The following is a 13,527-nucleotide window of genomic DNA, read 5'->3' on the forward strand; positions in this document are numbered from 1 at the left end:
GAAAGGAGCAGAACTATGATTCAACAAGAAAGTCGTCTTAAAGTTGCTGATAACTCTGGCGCTCGTGAAATCTTAACCATTAAAGTTCTTGGCGGTTCTGGGAGAAAATTTGCTAACATCGGTGACATGATTGTCGCAACTGTTAAGCAAGCTATTCCTGGTGGCACCGTCAAGAAGGGCGATGTTGTTAAAGCTGTTATTGTTCGGACTGTTCGTGGTGTCCATCGAGTTGATGGTTCGTATATCAAATTCGATGAAAATGCTGCGGTTATTGTGAAGGATGATAAGTCACCTGTTGGCACGCGTATTTTTGGGCCTGTCGCTAGAGAATTACGCGATAATAATTATATGCGTATCGTAAGTCTTGCGCCAGAGGTTCTATAAAGGAGGATCACATGAAAATTAAAACCGGAGATAAAGTCCGAGTGATCGCTGGCAAGGATAAAGGCAAAGAAGGATCAGTTACCAAAGTTTTTTTGAAAACTGATCGTGTGATTGTCGAGGGCGTGAACAAAGTCAAGAAACACCAAAAACCAACTCAGGCTGAGCCAAAGGGTGGAATTATTGAAAAAGAGGCAGCTTTGCATGTATCGAATGTAAAATTGCTGGATAGCTCAAAAAAAGTTAGTCGTGCGCATCAGCGCGATGACGTTAAAAAGTAAGCGGGAGAAATCATTTTCATGACAAATGCATTAAAAGAAAAATATGTTAATGAAGTTCAACCAGCTCTGATTTCTAAGTTTGACTATACGTCTCCAATGCAAGCACCTAAATTGGATAAAATTGTCCTTAATATGGGTGTTGGCGATGCCGTAGCTAACTCTAATAATCTCGATGAAGCTGTTGCTGAACTACGTTTGATTGCTGGACAGCAACCAGTTATCACCAAGGCAAAAAAATCTATTGCTGGTTTTCGTCTTCGTGAAGGCATGAGTATCGGAAGCAAGGTTACGATACGCGGAGAGCGTATGTATGATTTTCTTGATAAATTAATCAATGTTGCGCTTCCTCGTGTTCGCGACTTTCGTGGGACCTCGAAAAAGTCTTTTGATGGACGTGGTAACTATACATTAGGAATTAAGGAACAATTGATTTTTCCTGAAATCAATTATGACGATGTAAATAGGGTTCGTGGCTTGGATATCGTTATTGTTACAACCGCAAAGACTGATGAAGAAGGCCTTGAATTACTTAGTCAACTTGGAGTTCCGTTCGCTAAGTAGTTGAAAGCACAAACAAAGTACCGCTATTGGGTGAATGTGTGCTTTTTAGATAAATTATCCTTTGATGTTTTGTCTAAAAAGTGCCTCGCTACGCGACAACTGTTAGGAAGGAAAAAATATTATGACAATGACTGATCCAATTGCAGATTTTCTTACAAGGATTCGCAATGCGAACATGGTTCGACACGAGACCGTTGAGGTGCCTGCTTCAAAGATTAAAATTAATCTTGCCCAAATTTTGAAGGATGAAGGATTTATCAATGACTATCAAGTTATTGATACTCCTAATAAGCAAGGATTTATTTCTCTTACTTTGAAATATGGTCCAAATCGTGAACACGTAATTACTGGTTTAAAACGAATTTCTAAACCAGGTTTGCGTTCTTATGTCCAGGCTGATTCAGTTCCGAAAGTTTTGAACGGTCTTGGAATTGCTATTTTGTCAACATCTGAAGGCGTTATGACTGATAAGTCAGCTCGTTCTAAGATGATCGGCGGTGAAGTAATCGCCTATATTTGGTGAAATTACATGGCTTATTTATCTAGAAAAGGAGAAAACCATGAGTCGTATTGGAAATAAGATCGTTACTATTCCTGCTGATGTAGAAGTTAGCCGGGTAGGCGATCAGGTTACAGTTAAAGGTCCAAAAGGACAGATTAATCGTCTTGTCGCTTCTGAGATTACAATGGATATAAAAGGAACTGAGATCAAGTTTGATCGTCCAGATGATTCAAATCGTAGCAAGGCACTACATGGTACTACACGTGCCAATGTCGCAAATATGATTGAAGGTGTTTCTGATGGCTTCAAGAAAAATCTTGAGCTTGTCGGTGTTGGATACCGTGCTTCTATGCAAGGTGATAAACTAGTACTGACTGTTGGATATTCCCATCCAGTCGAATTCGAAGCACGTGAAGAATTAAAGGTTACAGTTCCTGATTCTGTTCATATTTCAGTTGAGGGCATTTCTAAGCAACGTGTTGGAGATTTCGCTGCGGAGATACGTGGTGTTCGCCCGCCGGAACCCTACAAAGGCAAAGGAATTCGTTATGAAGGCGAAGTTGTACGCCGCAAGGAAGGAAAGACTGGCAAATAACTAGTCTAATTATAAAAGGAAGCATTGCTATGATTACAAAACCAGATAAAGATAAAACGCGGCAAAAGCGCCATGCGCGGGTTCGTGGAAAGATTTCTGGTACTGCACAGCGCCCCCGTTTGAGTGTTTTCCGTTCTAATTCAAACATCTACGCACAAGTGATTGATGACGTAGCAGGTGTCACGCTAGCAAGTGCCTCTACTTTGGAAAAAGAAAACCAAGGTGGAACTAAATCTGAACAAGCAACTAAGGTCGGGCAATCAGTTGCCAAGGCTGCTGTTGCAAAGAAAATCACGGAAGTTGTTTTTGACCGTGGTGGATACCTCTATCATGGACGCATTGAAGCTCTGGCAGATGGCGCTCGTGAAGCAGGTTTGAAATTCTAAGGAAGGAGGAAAAGTTTATGGCAGAATATATTAATCCAAATGCACTCGGTGATCTTGATGAAAATGTTGTTTCAATTAACCGTGTCACAAAAGTTGTTAAAGGTGGACGTCGTCTTCGTTTTGCTGCCTTAGTAATTGTTGGGGATAAGAATGGACATGTTGGTTTTGGTACTGGAAAAGCTCAAGAAGTGCCTGAAGCTATTCGCAAAGCCGTTGAGGACGCTAAGCGTCATTTGATTGAGGTTCCTACTGTTGGAACGACGATTCCTCATCAAGTCCTTGGAGTCGATGGTGGAGGCAAAATACTTTTAAAGCCTGCTTCGGAAGGTTCTGGTGTTGCTGCGGGTGGTTCTACTCGCCCAATTATGGAACTTGCTGGAGTTGGTGATGTCACAGCTAAATCACTAGGTTCATCTACGGCGGTTAATGTCGTTAGAGCGACTTTTGTTGCTCTTAAAAGTTTGAAGGAAGCTAAGGTAGTCGCTGCTTTGCGTGGCGTTAACCTTGAAGGCTAAGGAGGGGACATGACTAATTTGAAAATTACTTTAATTAAAAGTATTGCTCACCGGGAACCTCGACAGCGAGTAATTGTTAAGTCACTAGGTTTGGGTCGTGTTCATTCTTCTGTAGTCCGTCCTGATAACGCTGCTACTCGAGGAGTAATTTTTAAAATTGCTCATTTGGTGACGGTTGAGGAGGTGAAATGATGGATTTATCAACATTAAAGCCTGCAGCAGGCTCAAGAAAATCGGCCAATCGTAAAGGTCGCGGATTTGGTGGAAAAGGTAAAACCGCTGGACGTGGCCAAAAAGGTCAAAAAGCGCGTGAAGGTAAAAAAATTCGCCTGAGTTTCGAAGGTGGACAGATGCCTTTGATGCGTCGTATGCCAAAACGTGGATTTAATAATTTATCTCGTAAAGAGTATGCAATTGTAAATCTTGACGAGTTAAATCGCTTTGATGAGGGTACGACGGTTTCTGTTACTAGATTAATCGAGGCTGGATTAATTAAAAAGGAGTTGTCAGGTGTCAAAATCTTGGCTTCTGGTACTCTTAATAAGAAGCTGACAATTCAAGCTACAAAAGTTTCTAAGACTGCGCAGATCGCCATTGAAAAAGCTGGTAGCAAGATTGAACTAGTTGCTAAGCATTCTGCTCCGGAAAAATAATTTCCATGTTTAATTTACTATCAAAAGCCCTTAAACAAAAGGAAATACGCGTACGAATTTATTGGACATTGCTCATTTTGTTTGTCTATAGGTTTGGCGCCTACATAACCGTTCCAGGCGTGAACGCAAGTGCCTTGACAAAGCTGATGAATCAGACATCATTGCTTTCGATTTTGAATTTATTCTCAGGTGGTGGCCTGTCTGCTTATTCTTTATTTGCGCTTGGTGTGAGTCCATACGTAACTGCACAGATCGTGATTCAGCTTCTCCAAATGGATATTGTCCCTAAATTGGTTGAGTGGTCTAAGCAAGGTGAAACAGGACGACGGAAAACCACGCAAATAACTCGCTATTTAACGATTGTATTAGCGTTTATTCAGTCAATCGGTATTACTGCCGGTCTAAATGCGTTAGGTCAGCCAATTGGCGTCACTCTTTTGAAGGATACATCTATAAATTCTTATCTGATTATCGCAACAGTGATGACCGTTGGGTCCATGCTTTCTGTCTGGTTGGGTGAGCAGATTCAAGATAAGGGTATCGGCAATGGTGTTTCGATGATTATTTTTGCAGGTATCGTTGCTCAGCTGATACCTGGATTGTGGCAGATTTTTCAGCAGGATGTTCTTCAGGGCCCTGGTTTGAACGGGTGGATTAGTTTTGGCGTTTTGGCATTAGCATTAATTATTATCGTTACCGGTGTTACTTGGTTTTATGGTGCTGTTCGTCGGCTGCCAATGCAATACACACGTTCTGATCGCAATTATGGCGATGAAAGCTATTTACCGTTACGTGTCAATGTGTCCGGTGTTATTCCTGTAATTTTCGCTTCCTCTTTGATTACAACTCCGCAGACTATTTTGCAGGCTTTTGTTGGGTCTTGGGGGAACAAGCCTTGGTACACGGTGGCGAGTGATATATTTAGTTTGCAAACTTGGGAAGGTACTTTAGCATATGGCACTTTGATTGTATTGTTTACTTTCTTTTATGCATTTGTTCAAGTAAATCCTGAAAAAGTTTCAGAGAATCTACAAAAACAAGGATCATATATCATTGGTGTTCGTCCTGGAGAAGAAACGAAAAAATTCTTAAGTCAATTATTGAACCGTCTGTCAGGGCCTGGATCCATTTTCTTAGCGGCTGTTGCTGTCGTGCCACTTTTGGCTCAAAATTTTGGCTTTATAGACGCAAATTCAAAAATTGGATTAGGTGGAACAAGTTTGCTTATCGTGATTGGGGTGGCAGTTGATCTTATGCGCCAAATTGAAGGTTTAACTCAAAAGAAGAATTATATTGGTTTGATTCACTCACATCCTTTTTATGATGAAGAAATAAACAAAGGGGAGGTTTAGAATGTCAAGAAATATTATTTTATTAGGACTTCCTGGTGTTGGCAAGGGCACTAACGCTGATAGCCTTGTAAAGGACTTTAAGTTGCCACACATTTCTACAGGAGATATTTTTCGAGCTGCAATGCTGGCACACACATCACTTGGTGATAAAGCTAAGTCTTTTATTGATGCTGGGAATTTAGTTCCTGATGCTGTAACGAACGGTATTGTGAACGAAAGATTGGTTCAGGATGATGTGGCAAAAGCGAGTGGCTTTATTTTAGATGGTTATCCAAGAAATCCTGCTCAGGCAGATTCCCTTGCCTCGTTTTTAAGTAGCCAAGGACAAAAGATTGATGCTGTTGTTTATTTGCAAGCTCCTGAATCAGTTGTCATCAAGCGAATGATGGGTCGTGGCAGGCTTGATGATACTCCGGAAGTTGTGATGCATCGTCTGGAAGTGGCAAAAAAAGAAACGATGCCGCTAGTTGAGTATTATGAGAAGAACGGTGATTTGTTTACCGTTGATGCTAGCGGCGAGGCTAGTATTGTATACTCAACTGTCAAAGATATTCTTTCGAAGTTGTAACTAGTTTGCTTTTTAAATTCTTGTCTGATATAATTCAAAGGTTGACCGTATAAAATTTGGAGGTAAGAGTGGCAGGAAACGATGTTATTGAGATAGAGGGTGTAATTAAAGAGACCAAACCCAACGCTAACTTTATCGTTGAATTGGAGAATGGTGCAAAGATACAAGCTGGTGTTTCTGGCAAAATTCGTAAAAATTATATCCGAATCCTTGTGGGAGACCGCGTAACGGTTGAAATGTCGCCCTATGATTTGACTAAAGGCCGGATCACTTATCGCCATAAATAAGACGAGACAACAATCAGTTAACCGAATAGGAGGAATAGATTGTGAAAGTACGTCCATCTGTAAAGCCAATGTGTGACCAGTGCCGTGTTATTAAACGGAATGGTCGTGTTATGGTCATTTGTTCAGCAAATCCCAAACACAAACAGCGCCAAGGCAAGTAATGGTTTTGAGCACGTCGGTGGCATAAAGAACCGGCATACATAGAAAGGAGGAATTGTTATGGCTCGTATTTCAGGTATTGATTTACCACGTGATAAAAGGATCGTGATTGGTCTTACTTATATATATGGAATCGGTAATACGACTGCTGCTAAAATTTTAGCAGAAGCCGGCGTTAGTGAAGACATTCGTGTACGCGACCTTAGTCCGGAAGATGAAGACAAAGTTCGTGCAACAGTGGATAAGCTAAACTTAACGCTTGAAGGTGATTTGCGTCGTGAAGTTAGTTTGAATATCAAAGGACTTCAAGAAATCGCTTCATACCGAGGCATTCGTCATCGTCGTGGGTTGCCCGTTCGTGGACAGCATACGAAGAATAATGCGCGTACGCGCAAAGGCCCAGCTAAATCAATTGCTGGCAAAAAGAAGTAATTAAGAAAGGAGATTTCAGTATGGCAAGTCGTACAAGTCGTACAAGTGGTCGTAAGCGTCGTGTAAAGAAGAATATTGAAAAGGGTGTAGCTCATATTCACTCAACTTTTAATAACACGATTGTTTTGATTACTGATGAGGTAGGAAATGCGGTTTCTTGGTCATCAGCTGGTTCTTTAGGTTTTAAGGGTTCTCGTAAGTCAACCCCTTTTGCTGCTCAACTTGCTGGTGAAGCTGCTGCAAAAGCTGCAATCGAACAAAACATGCATAGCGTTGCAATTAGCGTTAAAGGTCCTGGACCTGGACGTGAATCTGCAATTCGTGCCGTTGCTGCTGCTGGTTTAGAAATTACCGCAATTAGTGACGTCACCCCTGTTCCTCATAATGGTTCTCGTCCACCTAAACAGCGTCGAGCATAATAAATATATAGGAGAGGCAAATATATGATCGAATTTCAAAAGCCAACAATTTCGACCGTTGAGGAATCGGAAAATTATGGGAAGTTTGTTGCTGAGCCTCTCGAGCGTGGTTATGGTACAACTCTTGGAAACTCGTTAAGAAGAGTTTTACTGTCCAGTCTGCCCGGTGCAGCAATCAATTCTGTTCAAATTGATGGTGTTCTGCATGAGTTTACTACGATTGATGGTGTTACAGAAGATGTTACGCAAATTATTCTGAACCTGAAAAAAGTTGCTATGCGGATTGATTCCGATGATCAGAAAACGCTTGAGGTTGATTTTAGTGGTGCTGGCGAATTAACTGCTGGTGATATTAAAGGCGATGGCGATATTGAGATTTTAAATCCTGATTTGCATATTGCAACTGTATCGGCAGGCAAAAGCTTACGCATGACTCTCACTGCTATTCGCGGCCGTGGTTACGATTCAGCAGAAGAGAATAAGGGCAAAATGGAACTTGGCATTGGTGTTCTGGCCATTGATTCAATTTATACACCAATTGCTAAGGTCAATTACACGGTTGAGAAGACGCGTGTTGGCCATCGTGATGATTATGATAAGTTAACGTTGGAAGTTTGGACTGACGGTTCTGTTACTCCGAGTGAAGCATTGAGTCTTGGATCGAAGATTCTAGCGGAACACTTGTCGCTTTTTATCGACTTAAGCACCGCTGGCAAACAAGAAATGATGTTGGATCCTGATGCGGTTGAGACAGTTATGGAAAGAAAAGAGCCTATTGAAGAACTTGAGCTTTCTGTTCGTTCCTTTAATTGTCTAAAACGCGCTGGAATTAACACGATTGAAGACTTAACTGATAAAACCTTGCATGATATGGGTGAAGTTAGAAATCTTGGCCGTAAGTCACTTGAGGAAATTATTCAAAAACTTTCTGAACGTGGGCACTCATTCAAACAAGATGTTGAAAACTAATAATTGGAGAAATCCAGAAAGGAGTAATCATGGGATACCGAAAGTTGCAAAGAACTAAATCTCAGCGTAAAGCACTTTTGCGTGACTTGACGACTAATTTAATTCTTAATGGCAAGATTCAAACTACTGAAGCTCGTGCTAAGGAAGTTCGTCGTCAGGCTGAAAAAATGATTACGCTTGGAAAGCGTGGCGATCTTGCTGCACGTCGTCGGGCGGTTTCTTATCTGAGAGATGTTGAAGATGAGAACAAGATCAAGAATGCTAAAAGCGCTGAAGATATCGTCGAGCAAAAAGCCGTGAAGACTTTGTTTGACGATGTAGCTCCTCGTTTTAAAAGCCGAAATGGTGGTTACACACGTATTTATAAATTGGGCCAGCGTCGTGGTGATGCCGCGCCAATTGTGTTGCTTGAATTTGTTGATTAACTTTTAAAACACCTCTTAAAACAAAGAGGTGTTTTTTATTTTAGCATTTTTATGATTATTGCTTTTTCATTTGTTAGAATTTGAATGATGACTTCGGCAATAAGTATCCATAATTTATCTTTTGCTTTTGAAAATAGTGCAGATATTTTTCATAATTTCTCTTTGAAAATTGATCCAGGCGAATGGGTCTCTTTGATTGGACAAAACGGATCAGGAAAATCAACTTTAATGCGTTTGATTATTGGACTGGAAAATCCAAGAATTGGCGATGTTGAAGTACTAGGGAAAATCGGCGTGGTTTTTCAAAATCCTGATGATCAATTTATTGGCGCGACAGTTGAGGATGAATTAGCTTTTGGCTTGGAAAACCAACAAGTTGATCCTGCACAAATGCCTGCGAAAATTAAGAAAACTTTGGCGCAAATTGATTTGTCTGCTTATTCAACGACTTCGCCAGATCAATTATCCGGTGGTCAGAAACAGCGCGTCGCAATTGGATCTGCTCTCATATTAAATGCAGATATTTTATTTTTGGATGAGGCGACAAGCATGCTTGATCCTTTGGCCAAGAAATCGATCATAACTCTAATTCATCAATTGCATGAAGACAATCCTTGTTTAACAATTATCAATATTACTCATGATCCTGAAGAAATTCTGCAGGGACAAAGAGTGATTGCTTTGGAGAATGGCAAAATCATTGCCGATGGCAGGACTGACATGATTATGTTAGATACTTCTTTTCTTCATCGCCATGAGCTCGGCGAAACTTTTGCTGCAAAGTTAGTGGCCGGTTTGAATAGAAAACGGTCCTCAGATAAACAAATTCCAAAAAATATTATTTCCCAAGATCGGCTGATTTCATGGTTATTAGATTCCAACAAGTGACATATCAATACAATTCCTTTGTTCGCACGGATGCCTTCTCTTTGAAAAATATCTCCTTGTCCATTAAAGGCGGAGAGTTTATCTTGCTAACCGGTCAGACGGGATCTGGTAAAACAACTTTTTTGCGACTATTGGATACATTGATTTTACCAACAACGGGTGAAATAGATTTTGCAGACAATATCGTTGATAGTCGAAGTTCTGAAAAAAAGTTGATAGCTTTAAGAAAACAGGTCGGTTTGGTTTTTCAATTTCCACAACGCCAATTGTTTTCATCGACTGTCTTGGAGGATGTTTCCTTTGCAGCTTTGAATTTTGGTGATAGCAGACAAGCAGCCAAAAACAAAGCTGAACACGTCTTGAGCCAAATCGGAGTGGATGAAAGTCTCTGGCAACGATCAGTTTTCAATTTGTCGGTTGGTCAAATGCGCAAAGTAGCGATTGCCGGTGTTTTAATAAATCAGCCTAAATATTTGTTGTTGGATGAACCCACAGCTGGAATGGATGACTATTCCAAAAAAGATTTATTGAAAATTTTAAAACAATATCATGAGAACGGTGCAACGGTGATTGTCGTTAGCCATGATATTGATACTTTTGCATCGCTCGCAGATCGAATGCTGCTTTTTTCTGCCGGACAAATTTTATACGACGATAAACCAATAAATATTTTTAAAAAACATATTGAAGCGTATTTGCAATTGCCAACCAGTTTAGTTTTTGCTAGAGCACTTGGTTTACAGTCGACGCCTTTGTCGATTAATGCTTTGATCGAGGCTATCAATGAATAACATTTTTGGTCGTTTTTTCTCTACTGATTCAGTCATTAGCAGATTTGATCCGCGAACGAAAATTCTCATAGACTTTTTCTTTGTGATTATTTTGCTGCTGGCTAATTCTTGGCTGACATACGGCATTTTAGTTTTATTTGTTTTAACTGGCATTACGGCTTCTAAAATTCCGATTACTGTTTTTTGGTCAGGCCTAAAATCCATTATGTCCCTGGTTATATTGATGATGTTGATTCAATTGGTCTTGATTGCGCCATCAAGCAGATCTGATGTGCTGTTGGCTGTTGGCTGGTTTAAAATTTCTGAGTCAGGTTTAATTAATTCCGCGATTATTGCCTTACGCTTCTTTTTGATGATCTTGATGACCACTTTGTTAACTGCTACCACACGGCCGACTCAAATCGCTGATGGCATTTCCAGCCTTTTAAAACCTTTGAACAGAGCCGGCTTAGACACCAAGACCTTTGCTTTGTTAATTTCGATGACGCTGCGTTTCGTACCAATTTTATCGGACGAATTTTCGACCATTGTTGATGCACAGCGCTCACGCGGTTTGAGTTTGAAAACTGGTAGTTTTTTTAAACGCGTGAAGGCACTTATTCCGATGATCGTGCCATTGATCAGTGTTGCTTTTAATAAGGCGTTGACTTTAGCTGACACAATGGAACTCCGGGGGTTTATTAACGCCAAAGATAGAAGCAGCTATCATCAGTTGAATTATCACAAAAATGATTTTATCGTATTAATTATTTTTCTATTCGTGGCCTTTTTTGTTATTTTTTTTAGTTATGCAAAATTATAAATTAACAATTTCATATGATGGCCATGCTTTTGAAGGTTTCCAAACACAAAACCGACCAGGCTGCCGAACTGTACAAGATGAATTAATCAAAGTCGTTTCAAAAATGGCCAAAACACCAGTTAAAATTGTCGGTGCCAGTCGCACAGATGCCGGGGTGCACGCTAATGGACAAGTGATCAATTTTGTTTTTCCTTTTGACCTGACTGAACGTGCGATGCTGATGGGTATTAACAGCCAACTGCCGACTGACATTCTTGTCAAAAATGTCGAGAAAGTTCAGCTTGACTTTAATGCGCGTCATAGCAGCCACCACAAGCGTTATTTGTATCGTGTTTCGACAAGCAAATTCGTTGATCCTTTTAAGCGTTTTTATACAGGACATTATTTTTGGCGGTTAGATTTCGATCGCATTCAGGCAGCTTTGCCAGATTTGCTGGGCGAACATGATTTCGCCAGTTTCGCAGCGGCTGGTAATCAGACTGCGACAACGGTTCGGAGAATTACAAAAGCCGAATTAAAATCTGTTTCAAATGATCATGAACTGCTTTTTACTTTTGAAGGCAATGCTTTTCTATATAATCAGATTCGTATTATGGTTGGTGTTCTTTTGGAGATCGGCAACGGCACACGCCCGGTACACGATATTGAGCGTTTGATTCAAGTAAAGGATCGTCAGCAGGCACGATTCACAGCTCCGGCTTCTGGTTTATACTTAGACAAGGTTTATTATGAGTCAACTAATTAAAACAATCGAATATTTTATTGGCCAAGATGAGGACACACCTAATATCGCCGTTATTGAGATCGAACACCCTCGACCAGCTGCTGATGGGCGGGAATTAGACAAACTATTAACTGATTCCGAACTTTTTTCACCTTTTAATCAAGAAACACTCAAATACGATCGCTTCTTAACGATGACGATTGCCGAGGATTTTTTCTTACATTTAGGTATTGAGGTTTTCAGTCGTCTCAGTTCTGATCAGGAATATGGTCTGATTATTTTTTTCGATCCCGAATTGAAGGGGTTTTTACCAGTTCCAACGCAGCAGCTTGCCCAGTTTGTGCAAAATAAAATGAGCGAAGATAATACAACCTCAGCTTCTCAGCCGACTCATGAGGCTCTGAATCGTTTTTATAAACTGCAAACCAAAGATACCGAAAAGATAGAAAACCCCGCCTTACAGACTTATTTGGATGCGCAGGATATTAGTGACGATAATATTAACGAATTGGTTAATACGGCTGTTTTTCTGATTCCAACAAGAATCAAGAAACATCGGGTGCGGCAAGATGAGATTGATTTCTTTTTGCTCTCTCAAAGTGATCAGCCGTCCGTCAGCTACCTGCCGATTTTTACTGATTGGGACCATTTGGGCCAATGGTATTTTTCTGCCAGTTCAAACGGTTATAATAAAAATGATTTGGCACAGATCATCGCTGTCCCGGCTGATGGCTTAAAAGAAATTAGATCAAATTTGGCCGATGCCGTTTCTAATATTGTTGTTAATCCAACGACTAATGATTTTATTTTAGGATTGAGTGATAGTTCGGAAACAAATCTTGACAAATGACTTGACTTTTAGGGGTAAAGACTAGTAACATGTTTATCGGTCTTATTTACTCCAATGCCCTGGTACGGAATGTAGTGAAAAGGATGAAAAATTATGCGTAGTACATTTTTAGCAAAACCACAAGAAATTCAGCGCAATTGGTATATCGTCGATGCTACTGACGTGCCTTTAGGACGTTTAAGCAGTGTTGTCGCTACGATTTTGCGTGGAAAGAACAAACCGACTTTCACGCCATCTGTTGATACTGGTGATTTCGTCATCGTTATCAATGCTGACAAAGTTCAATTGACTGGCAGAAAAGCAACTGATAAGACTTATTATCACCATTCTGGTTATCCTGGTGGTCTTAAGTCTCGTAAGGCCGGTATCCTTCGCGAGGAGAACCCTAAGAAGCTGCTTGAGCTCTCTGTTCAAGGCATGCTTCCAAAAAATACTTTGGGTCGTGCCCAGGGACTAAAATTACATGTTTATGCTAGTGGTGAAAAGCTCGAACAAACAGCTCAAAAACCACAAGTGTTAGACATCAAGGATCTGCTCTAAGAAAGGAACTGGTAAATAAATGGCAAATACTCAATATGCAGGAACTGGTCGTCGTAAGGATTCTGTCGCTCGTGTTCGTTTGACACCTGGGACTGGTAAGATTACGATCAATGATCGTTCATTTGAAGAATATATTCCAGCAGCCAATCTTCGGGCTGTTGTGACACAACCTTTTGCAGTGACATCCACAGATGGTACTTATGATGTGAGTGTTAATGTTATTGGCGGCGGTTTCGCCGGCCAAGCTGGTGCAACGCGTCATGGTATCGCTCGAGCTTTGCTCCAAGTTGATCCTGACTTTCGTCCAGCTTTAAAATCAGCTGGTTTGCTGACGCGTGATTCTCGTATGGTTGAACGTAAGAAGCCAGGTCTTAAAAAGGCTCGTCGTGCTTCTCAATTTTCAAAACGTTAATCAAAAGAACGAAACTTGGCTTCTGCCGAGTTTTT

24 protein-coding genes are annotated in these 13,527 nt (G+C 40.6%); all 24 read left to right on the forward strand.

Features of this window, described 5'->3' with window-relative positions; all coding sequences use genetic code 11:
• Positions 1–15 precede the first annotated feature (15 nt).
• The 24 genes from rplN to rpsI all read left to right on the forward strand — a co-directional run bounded on the left by rplN (position 16) and on the right by rpsI (position 13,492).
• The gene (rplN, locus tag DLJ48_RS05615; protein ID WP_128686522.1) at positions 16–384 is read left to right on the forward strand and encodes a 50S ribosomal protein L14; all 369 of its coding nucleotides are present in this window, start codon (positions 16–18) and stop codon (positions 382–384) included.
• Positions 385–395: 11 nt separating this feature from the next.
• The gene (gene rplX / locus DLJ48_RS05620) at positions 396–662 is read left to right on the forward strand and encodes a 50S ribosomal protein L24 (protein ID WP_128686523.1); all 267 of its coding nucleotides are present in this window, start codon (positions 396–398) and stop codon (positions 660–662) included.
• Positions 663–680: 18 nt separating this feature from the next.
• Complete coding sequence (rplE, locus tag DLJ48_RS05625) at positions 681–1,223, forward strand: 50S ribosomal protein L5 (RefSeq protein WP_128686524.1); 543 nt, start codon at positions 681–683, stop codon at positions 1,221–1,223.
• Positions 1,224–1,344: 121 nt separating this feature from the next.
• Positions 1,345–1,746, forward strand: a complete 402-nt coding sequence (rpsH, locus tag DLJ48_RS05630) for a 30S ribosomal protein S8 (protein ID WP_128686525.1) — start codon at positions 1,345–1,347, stop codon at positions 1,744–1,746.
• Positions 1,747–1,783: 37 nt separating this feature from the next.
• Positions 1,784–2,320, forward strand: a complete 537-nt coding sequence (gene rplF / locus DLJ48_RS05635) for a 50S ribosomal protein L6 (RefSeq protein WP_128686526.1) — start codon at positions 1,784–1,786, stop codon at positions 2,318–2,320.
• Between the two features lie 29 nt (positions 2,321–2,349).
• Positions 2,350–2,706 carry a 50S ribosomal protein L18 gene (rplR, locus tag DLJ48_RS05640; RefSeq protein ID WP_128686527.1) on the forward strand — a complete coding sequence of 119 codons (357 nt, stop codon included), beginning with the start codon at positions 2,350–2,352 and terminating at the stop codon, positions 2,704–2,706.
• A gap of 17 nt (positions 2,707–2,723) precedes the next feature.
• A complete protein-coding gene (gene rpsE / locus DLJ48_RS05645; protein ID WP_128686528.1) occupies positions 2,724–3,221 on the forward strand; it encodes a 30S ribosomal protein S5 in 498 nt (165 codons plus the stop codon).
• 9 nt (positions 3,222–3,230) lie between these two features.
• On the forward strand, positions 3,231–3,413 hold the full coding sequence (gene rpmD, locus DLJ48_RS05650; protein ID WP_128686529.1) for a 50S ribosomal protein L30: 183 nt from the start codon (positions 3,231–3,233) through the stop codon (positions 3,411–3,413).
• Positions 3,413–3,874, forward strand: a complete 462-nt coding sequence (gene rplO / locus DLJ48_RS05655; RefSeq protein ID WP_128687095.1) for a 50S ribosomal protein L15 — start codon at positions 3,413–3,415, stop codon at positions 3,872–3,874. Before rpmD ends, rplO begins: the two co-directional genes overlap by 1 nt.
• 5 nt (positions 3,875–3,879) lie before the next feature.
• Positions 3,880–5,226, forward strand: a complete 1,347-nt coding sequence (secY, locus tag DLJ48_RS05660) for a preprotein translocase subunit SecY (RefSeq protein ID WP_128686530.1) — start codon at positions 3,880–3,882, stop codon at positions 5,224–5,226.
• Between the two features lies 1 nt (position 5,227).
• Positions 5,228–5,794 carry an adenylate kinase gene (locus DLJ48_RS05665; RefSeq protein ID WP_128686531.1) on the forward strand — a complete coding sequence of 189 codons (567 nt, stop codon included), beginning with the start codon at positions 5,228–5,230 and terminating at the stop codon, positions 5,792–5,794.
• A gap of 68 nt (positions 5,795–5,862) precedes the next feature.
• Positions 5,863–6,081: a translation initiation factor IF-1 gene (gene infA, locus DLJ48_RS05670; RefSeq protein WP_128686532.1), complete on the forward strand. Its 219-nt coding sequence runs from the start codon at positions 5,863–5,865 to the stop codon at positions 6,079–6,081.
• A 41-nt stretch (positions 6,082–6,122) separates the two neighbouring features.
• Positions 6,123–6,242, forward strand: a complete 120-nt coding sequence (gene rpmJ, locus DLJ48_RS05675; protein ID WP_011677525.1) for a 50S ribosomal protein L36 — start codon at positions 6,123–6,125, stop codon at positions 6,240–6,242.
• A gap of 58 nt (positions 6,243–6,300) precedes the next feature.
• Positions 6,301–6,672: a 30S ribosomal protein S13 gene (gene rpsM / locus DLJ48_RS05680; protein ID WP_128686533.1), complete on the forward strand. Its 372-nt coding sequence runs from the start codon at positions 6,301–6,303 to the stop codon at positions 6,670–6,672.
• 20 nt (positions 6,673–6,692) lie between these two features.
• Positions 6,693–7,091, forward strand: a complete 399-nt coding sequence (gene rpsK, locus DLJ48_RS05685; RefSeq protein ID WP_128686534.1) for a 30S ribosomal protein S11 — start codon at positions 6,693–6,695, stop codon at positions 7,089–7,091.
• 24 nt (positions 7,092–7,115) lie between these two features.
• Positions 7,116–8,060, forward strand: a complete 945-nt coding sequence (locus DLJ48_RS05690) for a DNA-directed RNA polymerase subunit alpha (protein ID WP_128686535.1) — start codon at positions 7,116–7,118, stop codon at positions 8,058–8,060.
• Positions 8,061–8,089: 29 nt separating this feature from the next.
• A complete protein-coding gene (rplQ, locus tag DLJ48_RS05695; protein ID WP_128686536.1) occupies positions 8,090–8,485 on the forward strand; it encodes a 50S ribosomal protein L17 in 396 nt (131 codons plus the stop codon).
• An 87-nt stretch (positions 8,486–8,572) separates the two neighbouring features.
• Positions 8,573–9,373: an ATP-binding cassette domain-containing protein gene (locus DLJ48_RS05700; RefSeq protein ID WP_128687096.1), complete on the forward strand. Its 801-nt coding sequence runs from the start codon at positions 8,573–8,575 to the stop codon at positions 9,371–9,373.
• Positions 9,349–10,164 (forward strand): ATP-binding cassette domain-containing protein, encoded by an 816-nt coding sequence (locus tag DLJ48_RS05705; RefSeq protein WP_128686537.1) that lies wholly within the window; start codon positions 9,349–9,351, stop codon positions 10,162–10,164. Before DLJ48_RS05700 ends, DLJ48_RS05705 begins: the two co-directional genes overlap by 25 nt.
• On the forward strand, positions 10,157–10,966 hold the full coding sequence (locus DLJ48_RS05710) for an energy-coupling factor transporter transmembrane component T family protein (protein WP_128686538.1): 810 nt from the start codon (positions 10,157–10,159) through the stop codon (positions 10,964–10,966). Before DLJ48_RS05705 ends, DLJ48_RS05710 begins: the two co-directional genes overlap by 8 nt.
• Positions 10,953–11,711 (forward strand): tRNA pseudouridine(38-40) synthase TruA, encoded by a 759-nt coding sequence (truA, locus tag DLJ48_RS05715; protein ID WP_128686539.1) that lies wholly within the window; start codon positions 10,953–10,955, stop codon positions 11,709–11,711. Before DLJ48_RS05710 ends, truA begins: the two co-directional genes overlap by 14 nt.
• Entirely contained in the window at positions 11,695–12,540 is an 846-nt protein-coding gene (locus DLJ48_RS05720) for an SseB family protein (RefSeq protein ID WP_128686540.1), read from the forward strand. The genes truA and DLJ48_RS05720 overlap by 17 nt, the downstream gene beginning before the upstream one ends.
• A 93-nt stretch (positions 12,541–12,633) precedes the next feature.
• Complete coding sequence (rplM, locus tag DLJ48_RS05725; protein ID WP_128686541.1) at positions 12,634–13,080, forward strand: 50S ribosomal protein L13; 447 nt, start codon at positions 12,634–12,636, stop codon at positions 13,078–13,080.
• A gap of 19 nt (positions 13,081–13,099) precedes the next feature.
• Positions 13,100–13,492 (forward strand): 30S ribosomal protein S9, encoded by a 393-nt coding sequence (gene rpsI / locus DLJ48_RS05730; RefSeq protein WP_128686542.1) that lies wholly within the window; start codon positions 13,100–13,102, stop codon positions 13,490–13,492.
• The last annotated feature ends 35 nt before the right edge of the window (positions 13,493–13,527 follow it).

The organism is Oenococcus sicerae (assembly GCF_004102045.2).
Taxonomy (GTDB): Bacteria; Bacillota; Bacilli; order Lactobacillales; family Lactobacillaceae; genus Oenococcus; species Oenococcus sicerae.